At 31.8% G+C, this 25,127-nt stretch carries 23 protein-coding genes; 16 read left to right on the top strand and 7 right to left on the bottom strand.

All coding sequences use genetic code 11. The annotated features are described in order from the left end of the window. Nucleotides 1-286: 286 nt before the first annotated feature. From Q4Q34_RS09340 to Q4Q34_RS09325, 4 genes are all read left to right on the top strand, one after another. On the top strand, nt 287-2,242 hold the full coding sequence (locus Q4Q34_RS09340) for a DUF7849 domain-containing protein (protein ID WP_303318720.1): 1,956 nt from the start codon (nt 287-289) through the stop codon (nt 2,240-2,242). A 30-nt stretch (nt 2,243-2,272) separates the two neighbouring features. Beyond that, the gene (locus Q4Q34_RS09335) at nt 2,273-4,861 is read left to right on the top strand and encodes a CHAT domain-containing protein (RefSeq protein WP_303318721.1); all 2,589 of its coding nucleotides are present in this window, start codon (nt 2,273-2,275) and stop codon (nt 4,859-4,861) included. Continuing rightward, a complete protein-coding gene (locus Q4Q34_RS09330) occupies nt 4,833-5,276 on the top strand; it encodes a retropepsin-like aspartic protease family protein (protein ID WP_303318722.1) in 444 nt (147 codons plus the stop codon). The genes Q4Q34_RS09335 and Q4Q34_RS09330 overlap by 29 nt, the downstream gene beginning before the upstream one ends. A gap of 67 nt (nt 5,277-5,343) precedes the next feature. Then, entirely contained in the window at nt 5,344-5,976 is a 633-nt protein-coding gene (locus tag Q4Q34_RS09325) for a response regulator (protein ID WP_303318723.1), read from the top strand. A 902-nt stretch (nt 5,977-6,878) separates the two neighbouring features. Here Q4Q34_RS09325 and odhB read toward each other — a convergent pair. Both odhB and Q4Q34_RS09315 read right to left on the bottom strand, forming a co-directional pair. Continuing rightward, nucleotides 6,879-8,093, bottom strand: a complete 1,215-nt coding sequence (gene odhB / locus Q4Q34_RS09320; protein ID WP_303318724.1) for a 2-oxoglutarate dehydrogenase complex dihydrolipoyllysine-residue succinyltransferase — start codon at nt 8,091-8,093, stop codon at nt 6,879-6,881. A gap of 46 nt (nt 8,094-8,139) precedes the next feature. Then, the gene (locus tag Q4Q34_RS09315) at nt 8,140-10,881 is read right to left on the bottom strand and encodes a 2-oxoglutarate dehydrogenase E1 component (protein ID WP_303318725.1); all 2,742 of its coding nucleotides are present in this window, start codon (nt 10,879-10,881) and stop codon (nt 8,140-8,142) included. 173 nt (nt 10,882-11,054) lie between these two features. On the opposite strand from Q4Q34_RS09315, the gene Q4Q34_RS09310 reads away from it, so the two are divergent. Then, nucleotides 11,055-11,570 carry an alpha-ketoglutarate decarboxylase gene (locus Q4Q34_RS09310; protein ID WP_303318726.1) on the top strand — a complete coding sequence of 172 codons (516 nt, stop codon included), beginning with the start codon at nt 11,055-11,057 and terminating at the stop codon, nt 11,568-11,570. Between the two features lie 7 nt (nt 11,571-11,577). Here Q4Q34_RS09310 and Q4Q34_RS09305 read toward each other — a convergent pair whose 3' ends face one another. Then, nucleotides 11,578-12,009: an RrF2 family transcriptional regulator gene (locus Q4Q34_RS09305; RefSeq protein ID WP_303318727.1), complete on the bottom strand. Its 432-nt coding sequence runs from the start codon at nt 12,007-12,009 to the stop codon at nt 11,578-11,580. A 121-nt stretch (nt 12,010-12,130) separates the two neighbouring features. Here Q4Q34_RS09305 and Q4Q34_RS09300 point away from each other — a divergent pair, with 121 nt between their 5' ends. From Q4Q34_RS09300 to Q4Q34_RS09255, 10 genes are all read left to right on the top strand, one after another. Beyond that, nucleotides 12,131-12,631: a c-type cytochrome gene (locus tag Q4Q34_RS09300; protein ID WP_303318728.1), complete on the top strand. Its 501-nt coding sequence runs from the start codon at nt 12,131-12,133 to the stop codon at nt 12,629-12,631. A gap of 119 nt (nt 12,632-12,750) precedes the next feature. Further along, nucleotides 12,751-13,323, top strand: a complete 573-nt coding sequence (locus Q4Q34_RS09295) for a fasciclin domain-containing protein (RefSeq protein ID WP_303318729.1) — start codon at nt 12,751-12,753, stop codon at nt 13,321-13,323. Nucleotides 13,324-13,351: 28 nt separating this feature from the next. Further along, nucleotides 13,352-15,319: a Sec-dependent nitrous-oxide reductase gene (gene nosZ / locus Q4Q34_RS09290; RefSeq protein ID WP_303318730.1), complete on the top strand. Its 1,968-nt coding sequence runs from the start codon at nt 13,352-13,354 to the stop codon at nt 15,317-15,319. Between the two features lie 248 nt (nt 15,320-15,567). After that, nucleotides 15,568-16,161: a hypothetical protein gene (locus Q4Q34_RS09285; RefSeq protein ID WP_303318731.1), complete on the top strand. Its 594-nt coding sequence runs from the start codon at nt 15,568-15,570 to the stop codon at nt 16,159-16,161. Between the two features lie 82 nt (nt 16,162-16,243). Next, complete coding sequence (locus Q4Q34_RS09280; protein ID WP_303318732.1) at nt 16,244-16,681, top strand: nitrous oxide reductase accessory protein NosL; 438 nt, start codon at nt 16,244-16,246, stop codon at nt 16,679-16,681. 4 nt (nt 16,682-16,685) lie between these two features. Beyond that, entirely contained in the window at nt 16,686-17,921 is a 1,236-nt protein-coding gene (locus Q4Q34_RS09275) for a nitrous oxide reductase family maturation protein NosD (protein ID WP_303318733.1), read from the top strand. Beyond that, on the top strand, nt 17,915-18,622 hold the full coding sequence (locus Q4Q34_RS09270; protein ID WP_303318734.1) for an ABC transporter ATP-binding protein: 708 nt from the start codon (nt 17,915-17,917) through the stop codon (nt 18,620-18,622). Before Q4Q34_RS09275 ends, Q4Q34_RS09270 begins: the two co-directional genes overlap by 7 nt. Beyond that, nucleotides 18,615-19,397, top strand: coding sequence for an ABC transporter permease (locus Q4Q34_RS09265; protein ID WP_303318735.1), 783 nt, complete (start codon nt 18,615-18,617; stop codon nt 19,395-19,397). The genes Q4Q34_RS09270 and Q4Q34_RS09265 overlap by 8 nt, the downstream gene beginning before the upstream one ends. 221 nt (nt 19,398-19,618) lie before the next feature. After that, complete coding sequence (locus Q4Q34_RS09260) at nt 19,619-19,921, top strand: SGNH/GDSL hydrolase family protein (RefSeq protein ID WP_303318736.1); 303 nt, start codon at nt 19,619-19,621, stop codon at nt 19,919-19,921. A 383-nt stretch (nt 19,922-20,304) separates the two neighbouring features. Continuing rightward, nucleotides 20,305-21,450 carry an acyltransferase family protein gene (locus Q4Q34_RS09255; RefSeq protein ID WP_303318737.1) on the top strand — a complete coding sequence of 382 codons (1,146 nt, stop codon included), beginning with the start codon at nt 20,305-20,307 and terminating at the stop codon, nt 21,448-21,450. 132 nt (nt 21,451-21,582) lie between these two features. On the opposite strand, the gene ric is transcribed toward Q4Q34_RS09255, so the two are convergent. The 4 genes from ric to Q4Q34_RS09235 all read right to left on the bottom strand — a co-directional run bounded on the left by ric (nt 21,583) and on the right by Q4Q34_RS09235 (nt 24,395). After that, the gene (gene ric, locus Q4Q34_RS09250) at nt 21,583-22,314 is read right to left on the bottom strand and encodes an iron-sulfur cluster repair di-iron protein (protein WP_303318738.1); all 732 of its coding nucleotides are present in this window, start codon (nt 22,312-22,314) and stop codon (nt 21,583-21,585) included. A 50-nt stretch (nt 22,315-22,364) separates the two neighbouring features. Then, nucleotides 22,365-22,799: an RrF2 family transcriptional regulator gene (locus tag Q4Q34_RS09245; protein ID WP_303318739.1), complete on the bottom strand. Its 435-nt coding sequence runs from the start codon at nt 22,797-22,799 to the stop codon at nt 22,365-22,367. 274 nt (nt 22,800-23,073) lie between these two features. Next, a complete protein-coding gene (locus Q4Q34_RS09240) occupies nt 23,074-23,421 on the bottom strand; it encodes a hypothetical protein (protein ID WP_303318740.1) in 348 nt (115 codons plus the stop codon). Further along, entirely contained in the window at nt 23,421-24,395 is a 975-nt protein-coding gene (locus Q4Q34_RS09235; RefSeq protein WP_303318741.1) for a polyprenyl synthetase family protein, read from the bottom strand. The genes Q4Q34_RS09240 and Q4Q34_RS09235 overlap by 1 nt, the downstream gene beginning before the upstream one ends. A 125-nt stretch (nt 24,396-24,520) precedes the next feature. Between Q4Q34_RS09235 and Q4Q34_RS09230 the strand changes: the two genes are divergently transcribed. Further along, entirely contained in the window at nt 24,521-25,126 is a 606-nt protein-coding gene (locus tag Q4Q34_RS09230) for a TetR/AcrR family transcriptional regulator (protein ID WP_303318742.1), read from the top strand. Nucleotide 25,127: the final 1 nt, after the last annotated feature.

Here is a 25,127-nt window from a genome sequence, read left to right as displayed (position 1 = left end):
ATTGCTTTTATAGTCCAATACGACTTCCAGCGAATTCAATCATTTAAATTTCCTGTTAAAAAAGGGGTAACAAAATATAGACATTATGTATTTAAATATAAATACTAATGCGTCATGAAAAAAACTACTCTAACATTAGTGATAATAATTGTTGTGTTATTAACAATAACAGCTAACATACTAGTAATCAATTCTAATTTTAGTTTTTCATATTAAGTTAGAATCATATGAAACTATTTTAGAGGTAACACTTTTTGTATATTTAAACCGATTTAAGCTTAATTCTATGAACAAATTATTCTTTTTTATTTGCTTCTCATTTATATGTGTACATAATCATTCCCAACAATTACTTGCAAACGATACGCTTACAAGAACGGCAACCATCAAAAGTATAAACAATGGGAATGAAATTTTATTTACACCAGAAACACCTGTTTTAAATCAAATTGCTGGTGCGCCTAAAGCTTTTTACACACATTACTGGGAATTTGGTGATGGTCATTATAGCACCGAAAAAGAACCAAAACACATCTATAAAAACAAAGGTGACTATGAAGTGAGATTATGGGCGACCAATAATTACGATACAGGTAAACCACCAACAACTAGACCCAAAAAAATTGCTGTTAATTCTATTACGACTGATTATGAAGATATAGCCACAATGGACGAAGACTTTACAATAAAGCGTAATCGCGAACCTATTCCCGAAGAAGAAATAGTAGCTATAATGAGTTATAAGAATAATAAGGACTACATAACAAACGGAAAAATATACCTCTTCTATAACGAACTTAAATATAAAGCTAATAATTTTGAATTGTTGGAAACCAGAACCCATCATAACGAAAAAAACGTTTCGGTAAACGGTTTTGCATATACAAAGCATATTGATAATGAAGGGACTTACCTCGCTTCTTCAAATAATAATCTTATTAAATCAAGTACTGTATTACAAGATTCAACAGAAAAAACAAATCTACCTTTAACCATTGCAGAATCTAAAGCATATTACAAAGACTGGAGTCTCTTGGAGTTCGATAACATGGAGCCCAATGAAGAGCGTCATGTTTTTTTTAGTTTAAAGACAACGCCAGAAATGGTTAAAGATACCAGTGCCATTATATCGGTTCGCGGGATTTACATTCCAGACGGCAATTACGATAACCATAAAGTTAAAGATATGGAAATGGAAATCGTGACTTCACATGATCCTAACAAAATGTCATCAAATGGGACATTTATGAATTATAGATTGGTACGCTTTAAAACCTTAAAATATAAAATTAAGTTTCAAAATAATGGTGAAGGTCCAGCAAGAACCATACGACTGGAAACTGATATTCCGGAAATGCTGGACAAATCAACTTTAAAAGTCATGGATATGTATCCTAAATGTGATATATGCCCCAAACGAGACGTTTTGTATAGTTGTTTGGACACCACATTCACAAACACACAGGCTATTTTTACTTTTAAGAATATTTACCTTCCGGGAAGCGAACAAAAGAATGTAAAAGAATACGACTCCACAAAAGGTTTTGTAAAATACAAGATTAAGTTTGCTAAAGATTTTCATAAGAAAAAAACAAAAAGCAGAACAGCTATTATTTTTGACAAAAACGACCCTATTCTTACTAACTATTCAACCACTCGGTTTTTACCAGGTATATCCATTGGTATTAAAACAGGCTATAATTCGTTTAACGACTTAAAAAATTCTGAAAGCTACTTTTTTGGCGCTACATTATCTCCTTATAAATCTTATAGATGGTATTGGCAAATAGAGCTTATGAATAATTTTCATAATTACGATTCGAACACTGATATTAAAGAAGAGTTTATCCAAGGAGCTCAAGGCTTTCGGTTTTTTCAACGGACTACAACGAATGCCTCTTATGAGAATATAGATTGGGATATTCCTGTTTTAATAAGATATAATGTTAATAACTATATTGGCCTAGGCGGTGGTTTACAAAACACCTTATCCTTAAGTGAAAAACGCGAACAACATATTTTAACAGAAATGTTTGAAGGAGATACTCCGGATGCCTTCGTTTTTAATACAGAAGAAGACACCATTAACGAAACCGATTCTTTTACCAATTTAAGAACTGGATTATTGTTTGAAGTTACAGCTGGTTTTGCCAGAATTGGCCCAAGTTTGGGTGCGCGTTATGTTATGAATTTTGAAAACGATTTTAACTATTGGCAATTCTATGCCATATGGAAGTTCTGAAGCTAAGTCTCTTTTAGCAGGCTCACTCTTATGAAAAAACTAAGTTTTATTTTCTTTTTAATTTACGGAATTACTTTTTCTCAAAATTTAGAAGAAGACATTTATGTTGCTGCTGAAACATTTATTAGCAACACAAATAATACTTCATTAAACCTCTTAAGCGAGCAAGAATCTACATTCAAAAAACAAGTTAAAAGCAAAGAGGAACAATTAGCACTTGTTTTTTTACAGTGCCATAAAGGCTATTATTTAGATCAAAATGCCCAATTAAAAGATGCCATCATTACCTTAGAAGATGCCTTAAATCGTTTTAATACAAACGAACTTTCGAAAATTTCTGATTTTAATATTATTGAAAGCTGTCTAATACCTTTAGGAAACTTATATACCAAAACAGACGATTACACGAATGCTGAAAACATAATAAAACAGTATATTTTCTTAGCTGAAAAAAGCAATCAGATTAAGCATCAAGTAAGTGGCATCATTAATCTAGCCATCTTATATAAAACTACTGGGAGATATAAAAAAGTACTAGAACTAACATCGGGTTACCTCAATAAGCAAAATCTGAATAACCGTCAAAAGCAAAAAATTATCCAATTAAGTATTGATAGTCAAATTACATTAAATATGATAAACGATGTTTCAGATATTCCTAAAACAATTCATATTAGTGCATATGATCAGTTTAGAAATAATTACGCAATCCAATTACAAAATGGTAATTATATAGAAGCATTAAAAGCTTTCAATAAGGCAAAAACACATCTATCTAAAGACAGCTTAACTAGAAGAAAGCTAGCCAAACTTTATTTCGAAGAAGCTCAGCTTAACAAATTATTAAATAATTTAAACGATTCTAAAAACAACCTAGATTTGGCGCTCCAAATTTTATTACCAAACACCAAGTCTATTGAATTTCTTGACAAAAATGACTTATATGCAGAAAACACATTTATAGATCTTTTTGATTTGTACGCTACACTTCAAGAAGACCATAAAGCAGTACTTAATTATTACGACCTAAGCTTTTATGTATCAAAATTATTAGAAAACAACTGGACCTCGCAAGAAAACAAAATATCAAATCAGGCAGCAAATAGAATTCGTAGTGAAAAATGTATAGAAATCATCTTTAACACCTACCAAAACACAAAAAACGACACGCTTTTATTCTCCGCTTTTCAATATGCAGAATTAAATAAATCGGGAATATTAAAAGAAAAATCTATTAAAAAAGCGCTTTTACAGAAACACTCTAATGATAGTTTATTACTTCAAGAAGCTGCTTTACTTAAAGAACAAGAAGAAACAACGCATCGTCTTATAAATGAACAATTAGGCAAATCACAAGCATCCGTAATCACTTCTTTAAGTTCTAATTTAAATACGATAAGTATTAAATTAAAAATGCTTAAAAAAGCTATAAATAAAAAATACTCCGAGTTAGGTGACACTGATTTTTTAATCGGTGATCTCCAAAATAAACTATTAAAAGATGAAGCCGTTTTAGTTGAATATTTTTATGGTAAAAAAGCCATCTATCAATTTATAATTTCTATGGATGGTATCAATCTTAGTAAAATTAATTTGGATGAAGGCACCCAAAAACACATCAGCGATTTTATTCATTTATTTGATTCGGCTTCTATAATAAATAATAATATAAGCAAATTTACAACCTCTGCCTTCACCCTTTATAATATCTTGAATCTTACAAAAACGAGCCCCTTCAAAAACGTTATTATGATCCCTGATGGATTATTGAATTTTGTACCATTTGAAGCTTTGCTTACCTCCAAAACAAATACAACAAACTTTTCAAAAATGCCTTTTATTGTACAACATCAAAATATTGTTTACAATACAAGTGCTGCATTTTATCTAAAAAAAGCTGAAGAAAATAGTAAAAATGACCTTCTTGGTATTTTCCCAGTGTTTGAGAAAACAAAAAATAGTTTAACCTACTCTATAGATGAGGCCAACGCTATAAAAGAAGAAATGCATGCCACTCTTTTTTTAAGGGATCAAGCAACAAAAAAAGCTTTCATTAAAAACAGTTCAGACTACAGTATCATACATTTATCTACGCATGCCAGTAGTGGTGATTCTTCAACCTCGGCAAATATTGAGTTTTATAAAAATACAATGTTTCTAAACGAGTTATACAGCCTCGATTTAAACACCAATCTTGTTGTTTTAAGTGCATGCGAAACAGGTGTGGGTAGACGATACAAAGGAGAAGGTGCCATGAGTATAGCACGCGGATTTCAATATGCGGGTGCTAAAAACGTATTATTTTCTTTATGGCAAATAAATGATTTATCCACATCTAAGATCATGCAGTCCTTTTATAAAAACTATAGTGATAATAAATCTGCAAATACATCAAACCATCTGTCAAAATTAGATTATTTAAAAGATGAAACGATTGATAATATAAAAAAATCACCTTATTACTGGAGTGCCTTTGTTTATTATGGTGAATTAACAAAGCCAACTCATAACAATAAATTAATTTATGTATTCGTTAGCCTGTTTATCTTACTTATTATATTATTTTTACTGTTGAGAGTTAAAAAACCTTATGGAAAAGACATTACAGGAGTTTCTTAATGAAAAAGGGTATGTTTTAGTAAAATTACATCTTACTAAAACAAATCATTTTGAAATAAAAGCAACCATAAATGGACGTAAAGGGTTATTTATTTTAGATACTGGTGCTTCAAATTCTTGTGTGGGGTTTGAGGCTACAGAAACTTTTAATCTAAAAACCGAAGATTCTATTATTAAGGCTGCTGGAGCTGGAGCCATAGATATGGATACTAAAATGTCTAAGAAAAATAAACTGAAGATTGGTAAATGGAAACACAATAAAGTTGTTTTAGTTTTATTTAATCTAACTCATGTAAATACGGCTCTAATAAATCATAATTCTAAACCTGTCGATGGCATAATTGGAGCCGATATTTTAAAAAAAGCTAAAGCTATTATAGATTATGAAAAGAAATATCTATATTTAAAAATATAAAAACATATTTAAACATATATAAACGTAACTTATATTTAGTTAATAGCATTTTAATTCTCCTCAAGTAATGAACACCTCAATAGTGATTGCTGATGATCATCCATTGATGTTAAGAGGTCTAACTGATTTTTTAACTTCAAAAGGCTTTAATATTATAGGAAGTGCCCAAGATGGGAATACGGCTTATAATCTTATAGTAAAATTAAAACCAGAATTAGCTATTCTGGATATAAGAATGCCTCATAAAACTGGACTGGAAATAGCTGAAGCTTGTCTGAAAAACGATTTAAACACCAAAGTTATCCTTATTACTTTTGATAAAGAAGAAGAATTATATGATAAGGCTAAAGAGTTTAATGTTTTTGGATATATTTTAAAAGAATTCGCTATTGAAGAAATTGAAACCTGTATTAAACATGTTATTAACGGGACACCGTATTTTAGTGAAGAAATTGCATCTTACTTAAATGCAAGTAGTTTAGAACAAAAGCCCGACGTATTAAATTTGTTAACCAAATCTGAACTAAAAATAGTAAAGCTTATTTCCGAGAATAAAACGAGCCACGATATTGCAGAAGACTTATCCATTTCTGTTCGTACAGTCGATAAGCATAGAAGCAATATAGTTGGCAAATTAGGCTTAGATAATAAACCTACATCACTTTCTCTTTGGGCTAATCTAAATAAAGCTCATTTTTAAAAAATACGTAGAAGTGCGTATTTTTTGTTTCATATCCAAAACATATCTTTACAGTGCTATTAATTAGTTCTTAGGGAGAATTATAGAAAGCTCTAAATTGTAATGATTTAGAGCTTTCGCTTTTTTAAAAAACTCAGTTTCAAATAAAGAACTTCTTGAAACGAACTATCATTGAGAGAAAGTCAATAGAAATATGCTTCAACTTTAGTTCATAAGGAACGAAGCCGAAGTACTCAGCACAGGTCTCGCTCGTTTCATACTCAACCAAGTTAATTACAGGCTTTGACCTTTCGGTTCTAAAATCGAAATTCTGTTGTTTTAATTAGGTTTCGACTTTAGTTTATACTGAGCGTAGCCGAAGTACTCAACCTGACATTTGAATATAATTAACTGATTTTCATTTAAATAAAACTAAAATTGTATCGAACTCACATTATTTAGATTCCCATTTTATTCATTGTTTAATCTTTTATGCAAATGAATTCATGAATCTTACGATTTCATGGGACGGAAACCCTAAGGCAGAGCCTCGGGAAATTCTTTTCGGTTAAAAAATACGTAGAACTGCGTATTTTTTTTTTCATCTATGCAGCATACCTTTACGGGGCTATTAATTAATTCTTTGAGAGAGAATTTTTCTAAAACTCTGCACTAGCTTAGCTAATGTGCAGAGTTTTTAAACAAAATAATCTAAGATAATAACAAGTTTAAAAGTAACAACAATGGAAAAAGGAAATGATGTTATTGATAAATACTGTATGATAGGATTAGGTGTTTTAGTTGTTATTGTTATTTCTATAAATCTTATAATGTGTTTTAGTTAGTTATTTATATTAAGTTAAAGAAAAAGGAGCTATCAATTTGATGATAGCTCCTTTTTTTATTTAAAATCAAGGCTTTTATTAAAGTTCTAAAGCCTTCTTAATATCATTATTCATTAATAATTCTACTGGGTTTTCTAAAGCTTCTTTTACGGCAACTAAAAAACCAACACTCTCTTTACCATCAATAATTCTGTGGTCATATGAAAGGGCTACATACATAATTGGACGTATTTCTACTTTTCCATCAATGGCCACTGGACGTTCTACAATATTATGCATTCCTAAAATACCGCTTTGCGGTGGATTAATAATTGGCGTAGATAACATACTACCAAATACACCTCCATTAGATATTGTAAAAGTTCCTCCTGTCATTTCATCAACCGTAATTTGCCCATCACGTGCACGAATAGCTAAACGTTTCACTTCTGCTTCAACACCTCTAAAACTTAAATTCTCTACGTTTCTCATTACAGGCACCATCAATCCTTTAGGCCCAGAAACAGCAATGCTAATATCGCAAAAATCATAGCTTATCATTTCTTTACCATCAATCATTGAGTTAACTGCTGGATACATTTTTAATGCTCTAACAACTGCCAAAGTAAAGAAACTCATAAACCCTAAACCAACACCGTGCTTTGCTTTAAATGTTTCTTTATATTCTGAACGTAGTGCAAAAATTGGAGACATGTCAACCTCATTAAAGGTTGTTAACATGGCTGTTGTATTTTTAGCTTCAACTAAACGTTCAGCAACCTTACGGCGTAACATAGACATTTTACTTCGTGATGTTCCTCTACTACCTCCTGTTGGTGTTCCCATAGACGGTACTGCTTTTACAGCATCTTCTTTAGTCACTCTACCATCTTTTCCTGTTCCAGAAATAGAAGCTGCATCCATACCTTTTTCTGCTAAAATCTTTTTAGCTGCAGGACTTGCAGAACCTGTTGCATATGTTTTTGCCTCCCCTAGCCCCTCCTTCGGAGGGGAACTCGGATTCGGTTTATCTTCAACCTTTTTTTCTACTTTAGGAGCATCCCCTTCTGGTTTTGCTGCACTTGTATCAATTAAGCATACAACAGCTCCAACTTCAACAGCATCACCTTCTTCCGCTTTAAGCGTAATAGTTCCACTAACTTCTGCTGGTAATTCCAATGTTGCTTTATCACTATCTACCTCTGCTATAGCCTGGTCTTTCTCTACATAATCTCCATCTTCCACTAACCATGTTGCTATTTCCACTTCTGTAATGGATTCCCCTGGCGAAGGCACTTTCATTTCTAAAATCATTCTTTATAATTTTAATTGTATATGAATTATTTCTTTTTAATATAAACTAGTCGATATTGAAAACAGCATCAATAACAGATCGTTGTCTTCTCTTATCTCTTGTACTGGATCCTGGTGCTGGTACCGAACTATATGGTCTTGAAGCTACTTCTAACTTCACCAAATCCATACGTTGTGCCATAAAACTCCAAGCGCCCATGTTTTTAGGTTCTTCTTGTGCCCAAACATAGTTTTCTACATTTGGATACTTATTTATAATGTCTTGTACACGTTCTAAATGTAGCGGAAATAATTGCTCGATTCTTACTAAAGCAATATCTTCTCTTCCTAATGATTCTCTTTCTGCCAATAATTCATAATAGAATTTACCTGTACAGAAAACTAATTTTTTCACATTTTTAGGAGCAATCGTATCGTCTATAACTTCTTCAAATTGACCACTTGCTAATTCATTTATTGATGATACAGCTTTTGGATGACGCAATAAACTTTTAGGCGTAAACACAACTAAAGGTTTTCTGAAATCACGTTTCATTTGACGACGCAATAAGTGGAAAAAGTTTGCTGGTGTAGAGCAATCTGCAACAATCATATTATCCTCGCCACACAATTGTAAGTAACGCTCCATTCTCGCCGATGAATGTTCAGACCCTTGTCCTTCGTATCCATGAGGCAATAGGACAACAATACCATTTTGAGACTTCCATTTATCTTCTGCTGCCGATAAATATTGGTCAAAAATAATCTGTGCCCCATTACTAAAATCACCAAACTGTGCTTCCCAGATAGTTAATGTATTTGGATTAGCCATGGCATAACCATAATCAAAACCAAGCACCCCATATTCAGATAAGAAAGAATTGTAAATATCCATTTTACCTTTATTATCCGGGTTTGTATTTAATAAATTAATCCGTTCTTCAGAGATTTCATCACGCAAAATAGCATGGCGGTGGCTAAATGTTCCTCGCTCTACATCCTGACCCGAAATACGTACGTTGTAACCTTCTTCCATCAAACTACCATAGGCTAAAGTTTCAGCCATTCCCCAATCTAATGTATCGGTTTCAAAAACCATTTTTTTACGCCCATCAAGAATTCTTTCAGCTTTACGTAAAAACTTAACGCCTTCTGGAACTGTTGATACTATTTTTGAAATACCTTCTAATTTATTCTTTGGATACTTTGTTTCCACGGTTTCAAGCATACCGCCTATGTCTTTACGTTCAAACGCAGACCAACGCTCTTGCATAAACTCTCTAACTTTCGAAGATTCTGCTTCTTTAGATTTAGCATATTCTTTTTCCAAGGTCTCTTTAAAATCTGCTACAATTTTATCTACGTAGGCTTTATCTATGGTATTTTCTGCAATTAACTTTTCAGAATATATTTTAAACGGATTAGAGTGCTTTGCTATATTTTTATACAATTTAGGTTGTGTAAAGCGAGGCTCATCTCCTTCATTGTGCCCATATTTACGGTAACCCAATAAATCTATATATACGTCTTTTTTATAACGCATTCTATATTCCAAAGCCATCTCAACAGCATGTACTACTGCTTCGGCATCATCCGCATTAACATGCAATACAGGCGATAAAGTTACTTTGGCAACATCTGTACAATAGGTACTAGATCGTGCATCTAAATAATTGGTAGTAAAACCAATTTGGTTATTAACTACAATATGAACAGTCCCTCCTGTTTTATAACCATTTAACTGACTCATTTGCCCCACTTCATATACAACGCCTTGTCCGGCAATGGCTGCATCTCCGTGTACTATAATTGGCAATATTTTTGAATTATCACCCTCATAATCGCTATCAATCTTTGCACGGGTAATACCTTCTGCAACGGGAGCAACCGTTTCTAAATGCGATGGATTTGGCACCAAATTCATCTTAATATTCTTCCCGTTTTGATAGGTTTTATCTAAAGTTAAACCTAAATGGTACTTTACATCACCATCAATATTTTCATCTTCAAAATCTTTACCGTCAAACTCGCTAAAAAGCTCATTTAATGGTTTTCTAAATATATTAACCAATGTGCTTAAACGTCCACGATGCGCCATACCTAATACACATTCTTTTACTCCATACTTTTCTACCGAATAAAAAAGGACATTACTAATTGCTGGAATTAAAGACTCGCCTCCTTCTAAGGAAAAACGTTTTTGTCCTACATATTTTGTTTGCAAAAAGTTTTCAAACGTAACCGCTTGATTCAATTTAGAAAGTATATATTTTTTGGTTTCTACCGAATAATTAGGCTGATTATCATTTTCATTAAGTTGAGTTTGCCACCAGCTAATAACCTCTGGGTTTCGCAAATACATATACTCAACACCAATAGAACTACAATAAATATTTTCTAAATGAGTGATTATTCTACGCAATGTTTTAGCTCCAATGCCTAGAATTTCTCCTGCATTAAAAACAGTATCTAAATCGTTTTCGGAAAGATCGAAATTTTGTAATTCTAAAGTAGGCGTATAACTTCTACGCTCTCTTACTGGATTTGTTTTAGTAAACAAATGACCACGCATCCTGTAACCATCAATAAGCCTAACAACATTAAATTCCTTTTGAACGTGTTCTGGAATTTGAGTAGAAACACCTTCTACAATCTCCCCATCTAATCCATAGTTATCACTACCAAAATCGTACCCTTGGAAGAAAGCTCTCCAACTAGGTTCTACCGAATCCGGATTCTGTAAATATTGATCGTATAAATCAGCAAAATATGCTGTATGTGCTGCGTTTAAAAATGAAAATTTATCCATTGTTATTTTTAATCCCGTGTAGGTTAGTCAAAATATTCTCCAAAAATACAACTTTTACTAAAATTAGATGTTTCTTTCACTATATTTATAGACAGACAATATCCTTTTAACGAATATGCTATTATTACTTGTTAATTTTTTAACGATTTCTAATTTTGTCGAAGACATTGCTTATGATTAACAAAAAAACACTCTTAATTATTTTTGTTGTTTTATTTAGTCTAAACCATTTAATTGCGCAACAAGAAACCAATCATTTCTGGAGTCATGTTCGCTTTGGTGGCGGTATTGGATTAAATTTTGGCAATGATTTTTTTAGCGGAACCCTAGCTCCCAGTGCTATTTACGAATTTAATAAGTCTTTTGCTTTAGGGCTGGGACTTAATGGGACATTCGACAATCAAAAAGATGTTTATAAATCGACCATTTTAGGAGGCAGTTTAATTGGGTTATATAATGTTATTAATGAGATACAACTTTCGGCTGAATTTGAACAACTTCATGTAAACCGACGCTATAACACGAATTTAAATATTCTTAACGATAACTATTGGTCTCCTGCTTTATTTCTTGGTGCTGGTTATAGAAGTGGCAATGTGACTTTTGGAGTGAGGTATGATATTTTATATGATGACAACAAAAGTATTTATATTGACCCTTGGGTACCTTTTGTAAGGTTTTATTTTTAAACCGAAATTAAAGAGGCAGAAAAGCATTTCCTGCTTCAACTTCTTTGATTAAATCTTTAATCGTTCTAGATTTTAAATTATTCAATATCTGAGCTCTTGAAGCACTTAACTCATTATGCAATGGACAAGGCTTTTCTTCATTACATTTTTTTAAACTCATTAAGCAAGATTTTAATCTTTTCTCACCATCTATAACATTTACAATGCTCATTATAGAATGGTTCATATTATTTTCATCTAAATAAAATCCTCCTCTTGGTCCTCTGGAAGAAGACACTATGTCTTCTTTAACTAATGGCTGTAATAATTTGGCAATATAAGCTTGTGGAACGTTTATTGGTTTAGAAATATCCTTAACCATTACTTTTTTCTTTTCACTAGCATTTAAGGCTAAAAATAATACCGCCTTAATAGCATATTTTGATGAATTTGATAACATATTTTAAATTATAGTAAACATAAGACAAAGATAAAGAGGATGTTTTTGTCTTGAATATGATTTTTATCATATTTTATTGAAACATATGGTTTTAAATTTGTGCCACTAAATTAAACTAAACATGAAAAAAGCACTAAATATTGTAATGCTATTATTTATATCATTTTTTATAGGCTGTGGTGGTAAAGAAGAAAAAAAGAAAGAAGGGTTTTCCTATGAGAAAAAAGCGCCTACAGAACAAAAAACAAAAAAAGTAGAGTCCGTACCTGCATCTAAACAAATAGATTTAGATAACAAAGGTATTGGCCCTATTTCATTTATTAGTCTTGCTTCAGAAATAGATCAAACTATGGCAAATCATGGTGCTGATGTATTTAAGAAAATGTGTGCTGCCTGTCACAGACCAGACAAAAAATTTATTGGGCCTGCTCCAAAAAATATTTTAAGCAGACGTTCTCCTGAATGGGTTATGAATATGATATTGAATCCAGATGAAATGGTTCAAAAAGATCCTTTAGCAAAAGCATTACTTATTGAATTTAATGGTTCCCCTATGGCAAATCAGAATTTATCAGAAGAAGATGCCAGAGCTATATTAGAATATTTTAGAACATTAGAATAACCCTCTAATGAAATGGACATAATTAAAAATTTCGATATGACCTGAAATATTTACTATGTGAGTGACACCTACCAATAGGCAGGCAGGTCTGGCTACTAACTAACACTAAATACAAACAGATGAAAACATTAAAGCAGACTATTCTCACGCTGCTGTGTATTATAACATTCACAGCTTGTAAAAACGAAAACAAAGAGACCTCAACAAATTCAAAATCTGAAGAAGTAACCGCTCCAAAAGAAAAATCTGGACAGGCTTTTATAAAAGATGATGAAGGTAAACCTACAGTTTTGCACATAGCCATTGGCTCTAAAGATCATACAACTTTAGTCGCAGCTGTTCAAGCAGCAGAGTTAGAAAATGCTTTAGTAAACGCAGGCCCATTAATGGTATTTGCACCAACAAATGAGGCATTTGCAGCTTTACCAGAAGGCACTGTAGAAAATTTATTGAAGCCAGAAAACAAAGATGCTTTAGCCAATATCTTAAAATACCACGTAACACCTGGAAATTACTCGAAAGATTTTCTCAAAAAATTTAAAAAACTAGGGCAAGCAAACAACGGTTATGTTAAAGTAGAAATTATAGACGGCGAACCACTAATTGGTGGTGCTAAAATTATTGCAAGTGTACCAGCAGGTAATGGTATTGTACATGTTATTGATAAAGTATTATTACCTCCTACGGAATAATTAAAACACTAACTAAATTTAAAAGACAATGAAGACTATTTTAAAATCAACGCTTGCATTATTAAGTGTTCTTGTAGCTTTTACAAGCTGTGATAATGCATCTAAATCTAATAATTCTGGAGCCCTTTCTAGCAGTGCTGCAGAAAAAGTTTATGTAGCTCCTGGAGAACATGACGAATTCTACGCTTTTATATCTGGTGGGTTTAGTGGACAGCTTTCTGTTTACGGTTTGCCATCTGGACGTTTATTTAAAGTCATTCCCGTATTTTCTCAAGATGCTGAAAAAGCTTATGGATACAACGAAGAAACAAAACCTATGCTAAACACATCGCATGGTTTTGTACCTTGGGATGATGCACATCATCCGGACATTTCTCAAACAAACGGTGTTGTAGATGGACGTTGGGTATTTATTAATGGTAATAACACCCCTCGTATAGCAAAAATAGACTTATCAACTTTTGAGACTACAGAAATTATTGAAGTTCCAAATAGTGCAGGCAATCACAGTTCTTCTTTTGTAACTGAAAATTCAGAATATGTGGTTGCAGGAACGCGTTTCTCTGTGCCAATCCCTCAAAAAGACATGCCTATAAAAGACTATAAAGGCAACTTTAAAGGATCTTTATCTTTCATTTCTATAGATCCGGAACATGGGCATATGGATATTAAATTCCAATTAATAATGCCTGGTTTTGATTATGATTTATCACACCCCGGTCGTGGAAAATCTCATGGATGGTTCTTCTTTACTACTTATAATACCGAAGAGGCAAGTACGCTTATGGAGGTAAATGCATCTCAAAATGATAAAGATTTTATTGCAGCAGTTAACTGGAAAAAAATTGAGGAATATGTAAACAATGGTGGTGGTACCATGATGCCAACAAACTATGCACATAACGTTTATGATGAAGCAACACATTCGGCTACTTCTACAATGAAAAAAGAAGTACGTGTTGTAAATCCATTAGATGTTCCTGGTGCTGTTTATTTCTTACCAACACCAAAATCTCCTCATGGTTGTGACGTAGATCCAACTGGAGAATACATAGTTGGTAACGGAAAATTATCTGCTAATTTAACAGTACATTCTTTCACTAAAATGCTAGCTGCTATTGAGAATAATAAAGTAGCTGGTGATGCTTACGGAATTCCTATCTTAAATTTTGAAGATGTATTAGCCGGTGTAGTTGAACAACCTGGTTTAGGACCTTTACATACAGAATTTGATGGTAAAGGAAACGCCTATACAACCTTCTTTATTTCTTCTGAAGTTGTAAAATGGAAATTAGGAACCTGGGAAGTTGTAGACAGACAACCTTGTTACTATTCCGTTGGTCACTTAATGATTCCTGGAGGAAACTCACAAAAACCTTGGGGAAAATATGTCGTAGCCATGAATAAAATTACCAAAGATCGTTATTTACCAACAGGTCCCGAAGTAACACAGTCGGCTCAACTTTATGATATTTCTGGAGAAAAAATGGAACTTTTATTAGATTTTCCAACCATTGGAGAACCTCACTATGCAGCTGGATGCCCTGCAGATTTAATAAAACCACGTTCTAAAAAACTTTTCAAATTAGAAGACAACAAACACCCCTATGCAACTTTAATTGAAGCTGATGCAAAAGTTGTTAGAGATGGTAAAACGGTTCATGTTTACATGACCACGATACGTAGTCACTTTGCACCGGATAATATAGAAGGTGTTAAAGTAGGTGACAAAGTATATTTCCATGTAACAAATTTAGAGCAGGATTACGATGTGCCTCATGGTGTAAGTATGATTGGGGCTAATACTTCAGAACTACTAATTATGCCAGGACAAACAGAAACCTTTTTATGGGAACCCAAACAAGTAGGTGTATGGCCTTTTTATTGTACAGATTTCTGTTCTGCATTACATCAAGAAATGCAAGGTTACGTTCGCGTATCTCCAGCAAATGCCAATACACCTTTAAAATGGTCGCTTGGTGAAGATATTGAATAGAAGGGAAATTTTGTTTTAGTGTTTATTTCCCTATTTAAGGCGAGAGTTATTCATTTCGCTCTCGCCTTTCTTTTTTACGACACTAAAATTCCTGCAACTTGTACTGAACTTGTTTCAGTAAAGCAGGACTCTCAAAAGTATTCTACTAATTAATATTTGAATGCTTAATGCTCTTGATTAAGGATAACACCTTAAAAAATAATAGTATAACTAAAAACGAGATTCTCGTTTTCGCGGGAATTATAAAGATGAAAAGATCAAATATCATCATGCTAATTGCGGCTTTATTACCTCTAGGGCTATTCTTTTTTCCCCTGTGGAAAATAACACTGGAAGCACCGCAATACCCAACTCCGCTAGGTATGTATATTCATATTAATGATTTTTCTGATGTACACCCACATGATATTAAAAACATTAATTTGATGAACCATTACGTAGGAATGAAATACATTCCTGAAGCAATTCCTGAATTTAAAATTTTTCCCATAGGAATTATTATTACAACTGTTATAGGCCTATTAATTGCTTATAAAGGCAACTATAAATGGTTCTTATTCTGGTTTATTTTAATGATCGTTTTAAGTAGTGCAGGACTTTATGATTTCTATCTATGGGAGCACGATTATGGGCATGACTTAGATCCTAAAGCCATTATGAAGTTTACTAATCCAGATGGAAGTGTTATGGGCTTTCAACCTCCATTATTTGGAAGCAAAGATATTTTAAATTTTAGAGCGCATTCTTATCCAAGATTAGGAGCATTTTTCCTTGGATTGGGAATTGCAACCTCATTCGTAGCTTATTTATTTGGAAAGAAACAGAATAAAATCCCATCCTAAACCCTTCCCAAAGGGAAAGACTTGATACAATGAAGTTCCTTTCCTTCAGAAAGGGTTAGGAATAAGGCTAAAACACTAAAACATGAAAACACTAAAACTATATTCAACAATATTATTATTACTGCTATGCTTTGGCTGTAATGTTAAGCCACAAGCCATTGATTATGGAAATGACGGTTGTTATTTTTGTAAAATGACTATTGTAGACAAAATTCACGCTGCCGAAATTGTTACAAAAAAAGGCAAAGTATACAAGTTTGATGCTACAGAATGTATGATCAATTTTACAAAAGAATTTGACGTATCCGAAATTCAACTCTATTTATCGAACAATTATAATGAACCAGAAACTTTAATAGATGCTACGGAAGCAAGCTTCCTAATAAGTAAAAGTATCCCAAGCCCTATGGGCGCATTCTTATCTGCCTTTAAATCTGAAGAAGATGCTAAAAAAGTTCAAAAAGAAAAAGGTGGCACACTATATAATTGGGACGCATTATTAGCACATTTAAAAGGCTAATATTATGAAAAACTTATTGCTTTTTTTCGCTGCCATTTTAATAGCCTACTCTACATATGCTCAAAATATTGAGGTCTGTAATACATGTCCTGTTTCAACTTTAAAAAATGCCGTGGCAATAGCTAAAGATTTTGATACTATTCTGGTAAAAAAAGGCACTTACAAAGAACATGATATTATAATTGATACACCTCTAACTATTATTGGTGAGGATTACCCAGTAATTGATGGCGAATTAAAAGGTGAAATTATAACGATTGTTTCTGATAATGTAACCGTTGATGGCTTATTTATTATAAATGTAGGCACAAGTTATACTGAGGACTATGCAGCTATTCGAGTAAGAAAAAGCAAGAATTTCGTGATTCAAAATTTAGTTTTAGAAAAACTGTTTTTTGGAATTTATTTAGAAAAGTCGCGAGATGGAAAAGTGTTTCATAACAAGATCATTGGTGATGCTGTTGAAGAGTATAATTCCGGAAATGGTATTCAATTATGGTACAGTAAAAATATTGAAATTGAACACAATTTTGTACAACATGTACGAGATGGTATTTATTTAGAATTTTCTGATGATTGTCTAATTAAAAATAATGTTAGTGCAGAAAACCTTCGTTATGGTTTACATTTTATGTTTTCTAATAATGACATTTACCAAGACAATACATTTGAAAAAAACGGTGCTGGTGTTGCCGTTATGTTTTCGAAAAAGATAAAGATGCTAAATAACATTTTTAAGAAAAACTGGGGAACAGCATCTTATGGCATGCTTTTAAAAGAAATAAATGATGCCGAAATTATAGGAAACACTTTTGAAGAAAACACCATTGGTATTAACATTGAAGGCTCAAACCGTATTATTTATAAAAACAATAATTTTATTAATAACGGGTGGGCTATAAAAGTTCGAGGGGCTTGCTACACAAATAGCTTTGTAGAAAATAATTTTTTATACAACTCCTTCGATATTTCCTATAACAGCAAGATAAACGATAATATTTTTGATAAAAATTACTGGACGAGTTATACTGGTTATGACCTTAATAAGGATGGTATTGGAGATGTGCCTTACAGACCCGTAAAACTCTTTTCATACATTGTAAACAGAACTCCGGAAACTATTATTCTATTGCGTAGTTTATTTATTGATATTATCGATTTTTCTGAAAAAGTATCTCCAGTTTTCACACCCGATAATTTACTAGACAACAACCCGTTAACAAAGAGAATAACATGGTAAACATTGAAAATCTACATAAAAAATTCAATAAAAATATAGTGTTGAGTGGTGTTGATTTAACCATCTCAGAAGGTGGTATTTTCGCTATTCTTGGGCCAAATGGATCGGGGAAAACCACACTTATTAAATCTATATTGGGTATGGTTATCCCTAACAAAGGCACCATTAATGTCTTGGGCGAAAACATTAAAAATAATTCCAATTACAGACATAAAATTGATTATTTACCGCAAATTGCAAATTTCCCTAATAATCTAAAAGTAAAGGAACTTATTAAAATGATAAAAGATTTACGGGGAGACACGAATGAGGATGAACGCTTAATTAAACTCTTTACTCTACAGCCCTTTTTAGATAAAAAATTGGGCAATCTTTCTGGCGGTACTAAACAAAAAGTGAATCTGGTTTTAACGTTTATGTTCGATAGTCCTCTAATCATTTTAGATGAACCAACTACGGGTTTAGATCCTATTTCACTTATAAGGTTAAAAGGTTTAATTCAAGCAGAAAAAGCGAAAGGAAAAACCATATTAATCACTTCGCATATTATGAGTTTTGTTGAAGAGGTTTCAGATGAAATTGTATTTCTTTTAGAAGGTCAAATTTACTTCAAAGGATCTATTTCAGAATTAAAAAACAAGACCAATCAACCAGATTTTGAACACGCTATTGCATCCATTTTAACAGAAAATCATGCTTAAAATATTAAAATATAGTTTTTTCGATTTAATGCGTAGCCGTTGGAGTTATGTCTATTTCGCATTTTACTTATTACTAGGAATCGTTTTACTATTTCTAAATAATGATTTATCAAAAGCAGTCATTACATTAATGAATGTCATTCTAGTACTAGTTCCATTAATAGGAACCATTTTTGGGGTCATGTATTATTATAATTCTAAAGAATTTACAGAATTGTTATTAGCACAACCCCTAAAACGCTCGTCTATATTCCTAGGACAATATCTAGGGGTTGCTATCTCCTTATCTATGAGTTTAATTTTAGGGTTAGGCATCCCCTTTATCGCTTATGGATTATTCAAATCAAATGCTATTTGGGATTTCTCTTTACTGCTAATTACAGGAATATTTCTAACACTAATTTTTACAGCGTTAGCTTTTAATATCGCACTAACTAACGAAAATAAGATTAAAGGTTTTGGATATGCCATTTTGCTTTGGCTCTTTCTAGCCATTATTTACGACGGTTTGTTTTTAATGTCTCTAGTGTTATTTGAAGATTATCCGTTAGACAAACTATCTCTTATTGGAACCATGTTAAACCCCATAGATTTATCAAGAACACTTATTTTATTAAAGCTGGATATTTCAGCATTATTAGGATATACAGGAGCTGTCTTTAAAAAATTCTTTGGAACTAATTTTGGACTCATTATATCTTTCTTAATGTTAGTTATTTGGGTTGTTTTACCTGTATTACGAATCGTATTAAAATCTAAAAAGAAGGACTTTTAATTTCAAGACTATGAAATATTTAATAGTTATTTTTCTAATTATTGCTGCATATAGTTGTAAAAACAATACTGCAGAAACTGAAGCAAAAGTTACTCTTGAAGGATTAATATTGAATCAGGGGAAACCATGGTTTGTCTACAAAGGTTATATAAAAAAATAGATTTTAACTTATTATTATTGATGTTTTTAAACATAAAAGCTTTAAAAAGATAAACTTTTGAATGACATGCAGATTTAAGGTACAAACTAGTTTCCCTTTTTATTTAACGCTACGAAGTCACAGACTTCGCAGAGCGGGTTTATTACACTATACAGACGAATTAATAATTAAATATAACCCGACAAAAGTATTTATCTATGAGGGAGATAATGATATTGCATATGATAAAACCCCAAAAGAGATTTTAAATAATTTTAAAACTATAATTAAAAAAATAAAACTAAATAATAAAGAAACCTATATTGTTTTAATCTCTGCTAAACCAAGTCCTAAAAGGTGGTATCTAAAAAAGAAATATAAATAATTTAACAGAAGATTGAAGTGTATGACCAAGAAAGACTCCAAATTATATTTTGTAGACACCTAGAAACCAATGTTAAAGGTTAAAAAAATAAACACTAATTTATTTTCTTCGGATAAGTTACATATGAATTTAGAAGGTTATAAAATATGGCATAACGCAATAAAACAACACGTAAAGTAACGTGTAAATTAATTATAATTAATACCTTAAAACATATAATCTTGTAAATTAGAATCTAAGAATTTGATTTCCATTTTTTTTTGAATTTTGTATATAAATGAAAACCATTTGTTCTACTCTAAGGCTAATTTTCAGAGTTTATATGTTATAGAATTCAAATCATTTGTAATATTTATTTGCATTAATTTCAAGTAGTATTGTATATGCAAAAACCATATTTACATAATTTAACATCGTTACGAGGAATAACCGCAATTTTGGTTGCCGTATTACACTTTCACTTTTTTGTAATTGCTATTGCTACATCTCATATCGCTCATTTAATTGATAAATTCTACCTAATGGTAGATCTTTTCTTTATTCTTAGTGGATTTATAATGTGCTATGTTTATGAACCTAATTTTAATAAAGGAGTTAAAAAAGCGAGCTATAAGAATTTTTTAGTAGCTCGTTTAGCAAGAATATACCCATTACATATACTAACTATATGTGCTGAAGTTTTAATCTTTCTATGTTTAGTTTCTAAAATAGGGTACGACAATTTAGGATCATTTAAACAACACATATATAGGTTAGACGGTATACCAGTTCAATTAGCTTTTTTACAAACTGTGGGCATTTATAATTTTGATACTTGGAATGCTCCAGCATGGAGTTTAAGTGCAGAATGGTGGGCGTATGTTTTATTTCCATTTCTATTTGCAATTTTTATTAAGCTAAAGGGAATCAAGAAATTTTTACCGATTGTATTAGCTCTTTTAGGCTGGATTTTGATTGAATTTGTACTATCTGCAAAGGAGCCTTTTATGGATTTTCCTTTAAATCCAAATAAAAGAACATTAGACGTAAACTGGCATTATGGAACGCTAAGGGGAATAATAGGTTTTATTTGTGGTATGGGAATTTGGCTAGTCTTTGAAAAGTTGAATTTTAAATCCATTCTTGGAAACGGATGGACTTTAATAACACTAACGGCTTTTTCAATAATATCTATGGCTACTGGTTGGTTTGATGTTATATCAGTGTTTTTAATTGCAATAATAATTTTAGCATCGGCATATGGAAGTAAAAATATAGATAAATTTTATTCCTTTTCAATATTAAAAAAATTAGGAGATTGGTCTTTTTCTATTTATATCTGGCATATGATTTTAATTCATACATTGCTAATACCTTTTACAGAAGTAGGTAAAAATCCTAAAAAAGTATTTCAAATATTGGTCGAAAATATACCCTCAGTATTATTATTAATGGGGTTCCTAGCAGTAACTACTTTTATCGGATGGTTATCTTTTAGATATATTGAAACGCCAACACGACGTTGGATTAAAAGAAAATTCAGTAGCTAAAACATATAAAAAAATTACTTCAGAACAGATATTACAAGTATGAAGATAAACTATTTTAGTGCCTTAAATATAAAATTCCAAAAAGCATAAAAAGTATCTTTCTGGAATTTTAAGCATCAAAAAAATTAATCACTAACTAAATTGTTGTTCTAATTTAATAGCCTTAGGAAACAAAATGTTATTTTCTAAATGAATATGCAAATGCAAATCTTTTTCAAATTCTTCTAGCATAGCATAAGTGACTCTAAACGTATTACAAGCATCTGCAGGCGGATTATAGTTGTTTGTTAATTTTGCAATGTCTCTAAAACGCACGCCTTCATTATCATGCTCATCCTTCATCATGGCTATGGGGTTTTCAACGGTTCCAAAATGGGGTGCTTCTATAGCGGATTTACTAATTGTAGCATTCATCATCTTCTTAATAAATGGAAATAGAATCAGCTCTTCCTTTTTCATATGAGTAGCCAACTCTCCAGCTGATGCTGTAAAGTGCTCATTAATTTTCAATAATTCGGGATGTCTTTCACCATGAACCCTACAAAGTTTATTTAAAAATTGAAGTAATACTGGCACTTTCTCTTCTACATAGCGGTGATGTTTTTTTTCAATATAATCAACCAGCAAATCCAGCGGCCATGATTTATAATCTATATTCTGATCACTAGTACTGCTTAAAACAATCTGAAGTTTATCTAATAACTCAGAGGTTTCTATACCGTTTTTATCACATACCTCCTCCACGGTTCTATGGCCTCGACAACAAAAGTCTATCCCATAGTTACTAAACACTGCGGCTGTTCTAAAATCTTCGGCAACAAATTGTCCGATTTGTTTTTGTGAATCTTTAAGTATTGTTTCCATAATAATTATTTTAATTCGGATAATTTTATCCTATTTTAATTTAAATTTTTTTACACTTTTAAAAATGATACTCCCGATTTAATATTGAGAGCTAGTTCTTCAAGATTAGTATTCTCTAACATTGATTTTAATTCTTCTCTAACGACTTTAAACTTATCGTGGACAGGACAGGGATGGCTTTCATCGCAAGTATGGAGACCCAGACCACAACCGCTATAAATAGCATCTCCATCAATTGCATTTACTATATGTGATAATTTTACTGAAGAAATTAATTCTTTTTCGATTTCGAAACCACCATAGGCTCCTTTCGTGGAGTTAATAACATGATGCCTTACCAAATCCTGAAGGATTTTAGCTGTAAATGCTTCTGGTGAATTAATTTCTTTAGCAATGGCTTTAAGGCTAACACGAACATTTTTATAAGAATTAAGCGCAATAAATATTGACGCTTTAATACCATATTCGCAAGCTTTAGAAAACATATAGATTATAATTTAGTACAAAAATAAGTCAATTTTTTAATTAGGACAAATTTATCCGAATTAAAAATTATTAAGAAACTAAACTACTAAGGATTAAAAGTTGATAAGTTCGCTTCGGCAGACTGAAAGCTTGCTTCGTGAAATAACAAAATATAAAATAATAAACATTGTAAAAACTGAATTCGTGTGCATTCGTGAAATTCGTGTCTAACGTTTTTTAAAAGCTAAAAGCAAAAGACCAATAGAAAGCTCCCCCACCTACAATTCGCTTCTATTAGTAATTATTTCGAAACCATACTTTTTGCCATTCCCGTTTAAGAATTAAAAAAGAAACGTCTTCTGAAAGTTTTAAAAGATCGTCTCCATTTAAAGCTTTAACCTGTTTTTCTGGAACATCAATGATATAAAGTAGATTTAAATACTCAGTAAATTTTTCCTGAATTAATTTATAAACTATTTCATGAAGCAAAAGTTTTAAGCTAGAAGGTAGGATTTCTTCATGGAAGTCTAAATCGATGTTTGCTAAGAGAAAATCTTTATTAAGTTGAAGAATTAGCTTGTTGTACAAATCGGATTGATTGGCCTCTTCAATTAACTTTTCGAAAGTAGTAGGTAATTGCATTATACGTTTCTATTCATTAAGGCATGACCAAAATCACGTAAAAGTATTTTTTTATCTTCAGAAATATCTAACGATTCTAAAACTAAGAAAGCTTTATTAGTATAATTTTTAATTTCTTTCTGGGTAGCCTCAGAAGCTCCAGAGCCATTAAAAATTTGTTTTACGGTATTGATTTTTGCATCGTTATCCTCAAGTACCGAATTAAATAAATTTTTTAGTTTAAGCTGACTTTCTTCATCGGAAAACTCTAAAGCTTTTAAATATAAATAGGTTTTCTTGTTTTCTATAATATCGCCACCAACTTGCTTTCCAAATGTTTTTGGGTCTCCAAAAGCATCCAAATAATCATCTTGTAATTGGAAAGCAATCCCTAAGTGTCGTCCAAACTCGTAAATATTATTTTGATCAGCATGAGATGCGTTAGCAACAATAGCTCCCATTTTCATTGCAGCACCTACCAAAACAGCTGTTTTGTATTCAATCATCTTCAGGTACTCCGGAATAGTCACATCATTTCTCGTTTCAAAATCAACATCGTATTGCTGACCCTCACAAACCTCAATAGCCGTTTTGCTAAATAGCTTCGCTAAAGATTGAAACGTATTAGCCTCATAGTTTTCGAATAACTGATATGCCATAATCAACATCGCATCACCAGAAAGAATCCCTGTATTAATATCCCATTTCTGGTGCACGGTTTCTTGTCCACGACGCAAGGGTGCAGCATCCATAATATCATCATGAACCAAAGAGAAATTATGAAAAACCTCAATACTCAGCGCCGCATCTAAGGCTTTTTTATAATCGCCATTAAAAACTTCTGCGGCCATTAAAGTTAAAACTGGCCTTAATCGTTTTCCACCCAAACCTAAAATGTATTGGATGGGTGCATAAAGGTTTTTAGGTTCTTTTAATGTTGAATATTTTTTTAAATAAGCAACAAATTCTTCTTGATATTTTTCTATTGAAAGCATGGCGCAAAAATAAAGTAAATAGTATTATTAAAAGATTTTCATCTCATTTTCATATGTTAAAAAACTGTAAAACTTTGGAAACTTTTTTTGTTTTCAGAGTTTCCGTTCTATATTTGCACCCGATTATGAGAGAAAAAATTATACATAAAGCAGCCGAATTATTTCTTACCTTAGGATTTAAAAGTGTTACAATGGATGATATAGCACAGGAAATGGGCATATCTAAAAAAACCATTTATGTGCATTTTGCTAACAAAACTAAATTAGTTGAGGCTGTAACATTTGAGTTATTTGAAACTATTTGCGATGGTATTGATACTATTTGCGAAGCTTCAAATAACCCCATTGAAGAATTATACGATATTAAAATGTTTGTGATGAATCACTTAAAAAGTGAAAAATCATCACCTCAATTTCAATTAAAAAAATATTACCCGCAAATATTTGATGCACTAAAACTTAAACAATTTGAAAAAATGCATGATTCGGTTAAAGAAAGCCTTCAAAAGGGTGTCGATACCGAATTATTCAGATCAAATATTAATGTAGATTTTATATCTAGAATGTATTTTAATGGCATGACTGGTATAAAAGACGGTTCCATTTTCCCTACAGAAATCTATACCATGGAATACTTAATGGAAAGTTATTTAGAATATCACTTAAGAGCCATTGTTACTGATAAAGGCTTTCAAATATTAAACAAATTTATAACATCAAATCAATCATAAA

The sequence above is a fragment of the Flavivirga abyssicola genome (genome assembly GCF_030540775.2).
GTDB classification, from domain to species: Bacteria; Bacteroidota; Bacteroidia; order Flavobacteriales; family Flavobacteriaceae; genus Flavivirga; species Flavivirga abyssicola.
The sequence above is the reverse complement of the archived record's forward strand: the minus strand, read 5'-3'. Positions and strand labels throughout refer to the sequence as shown.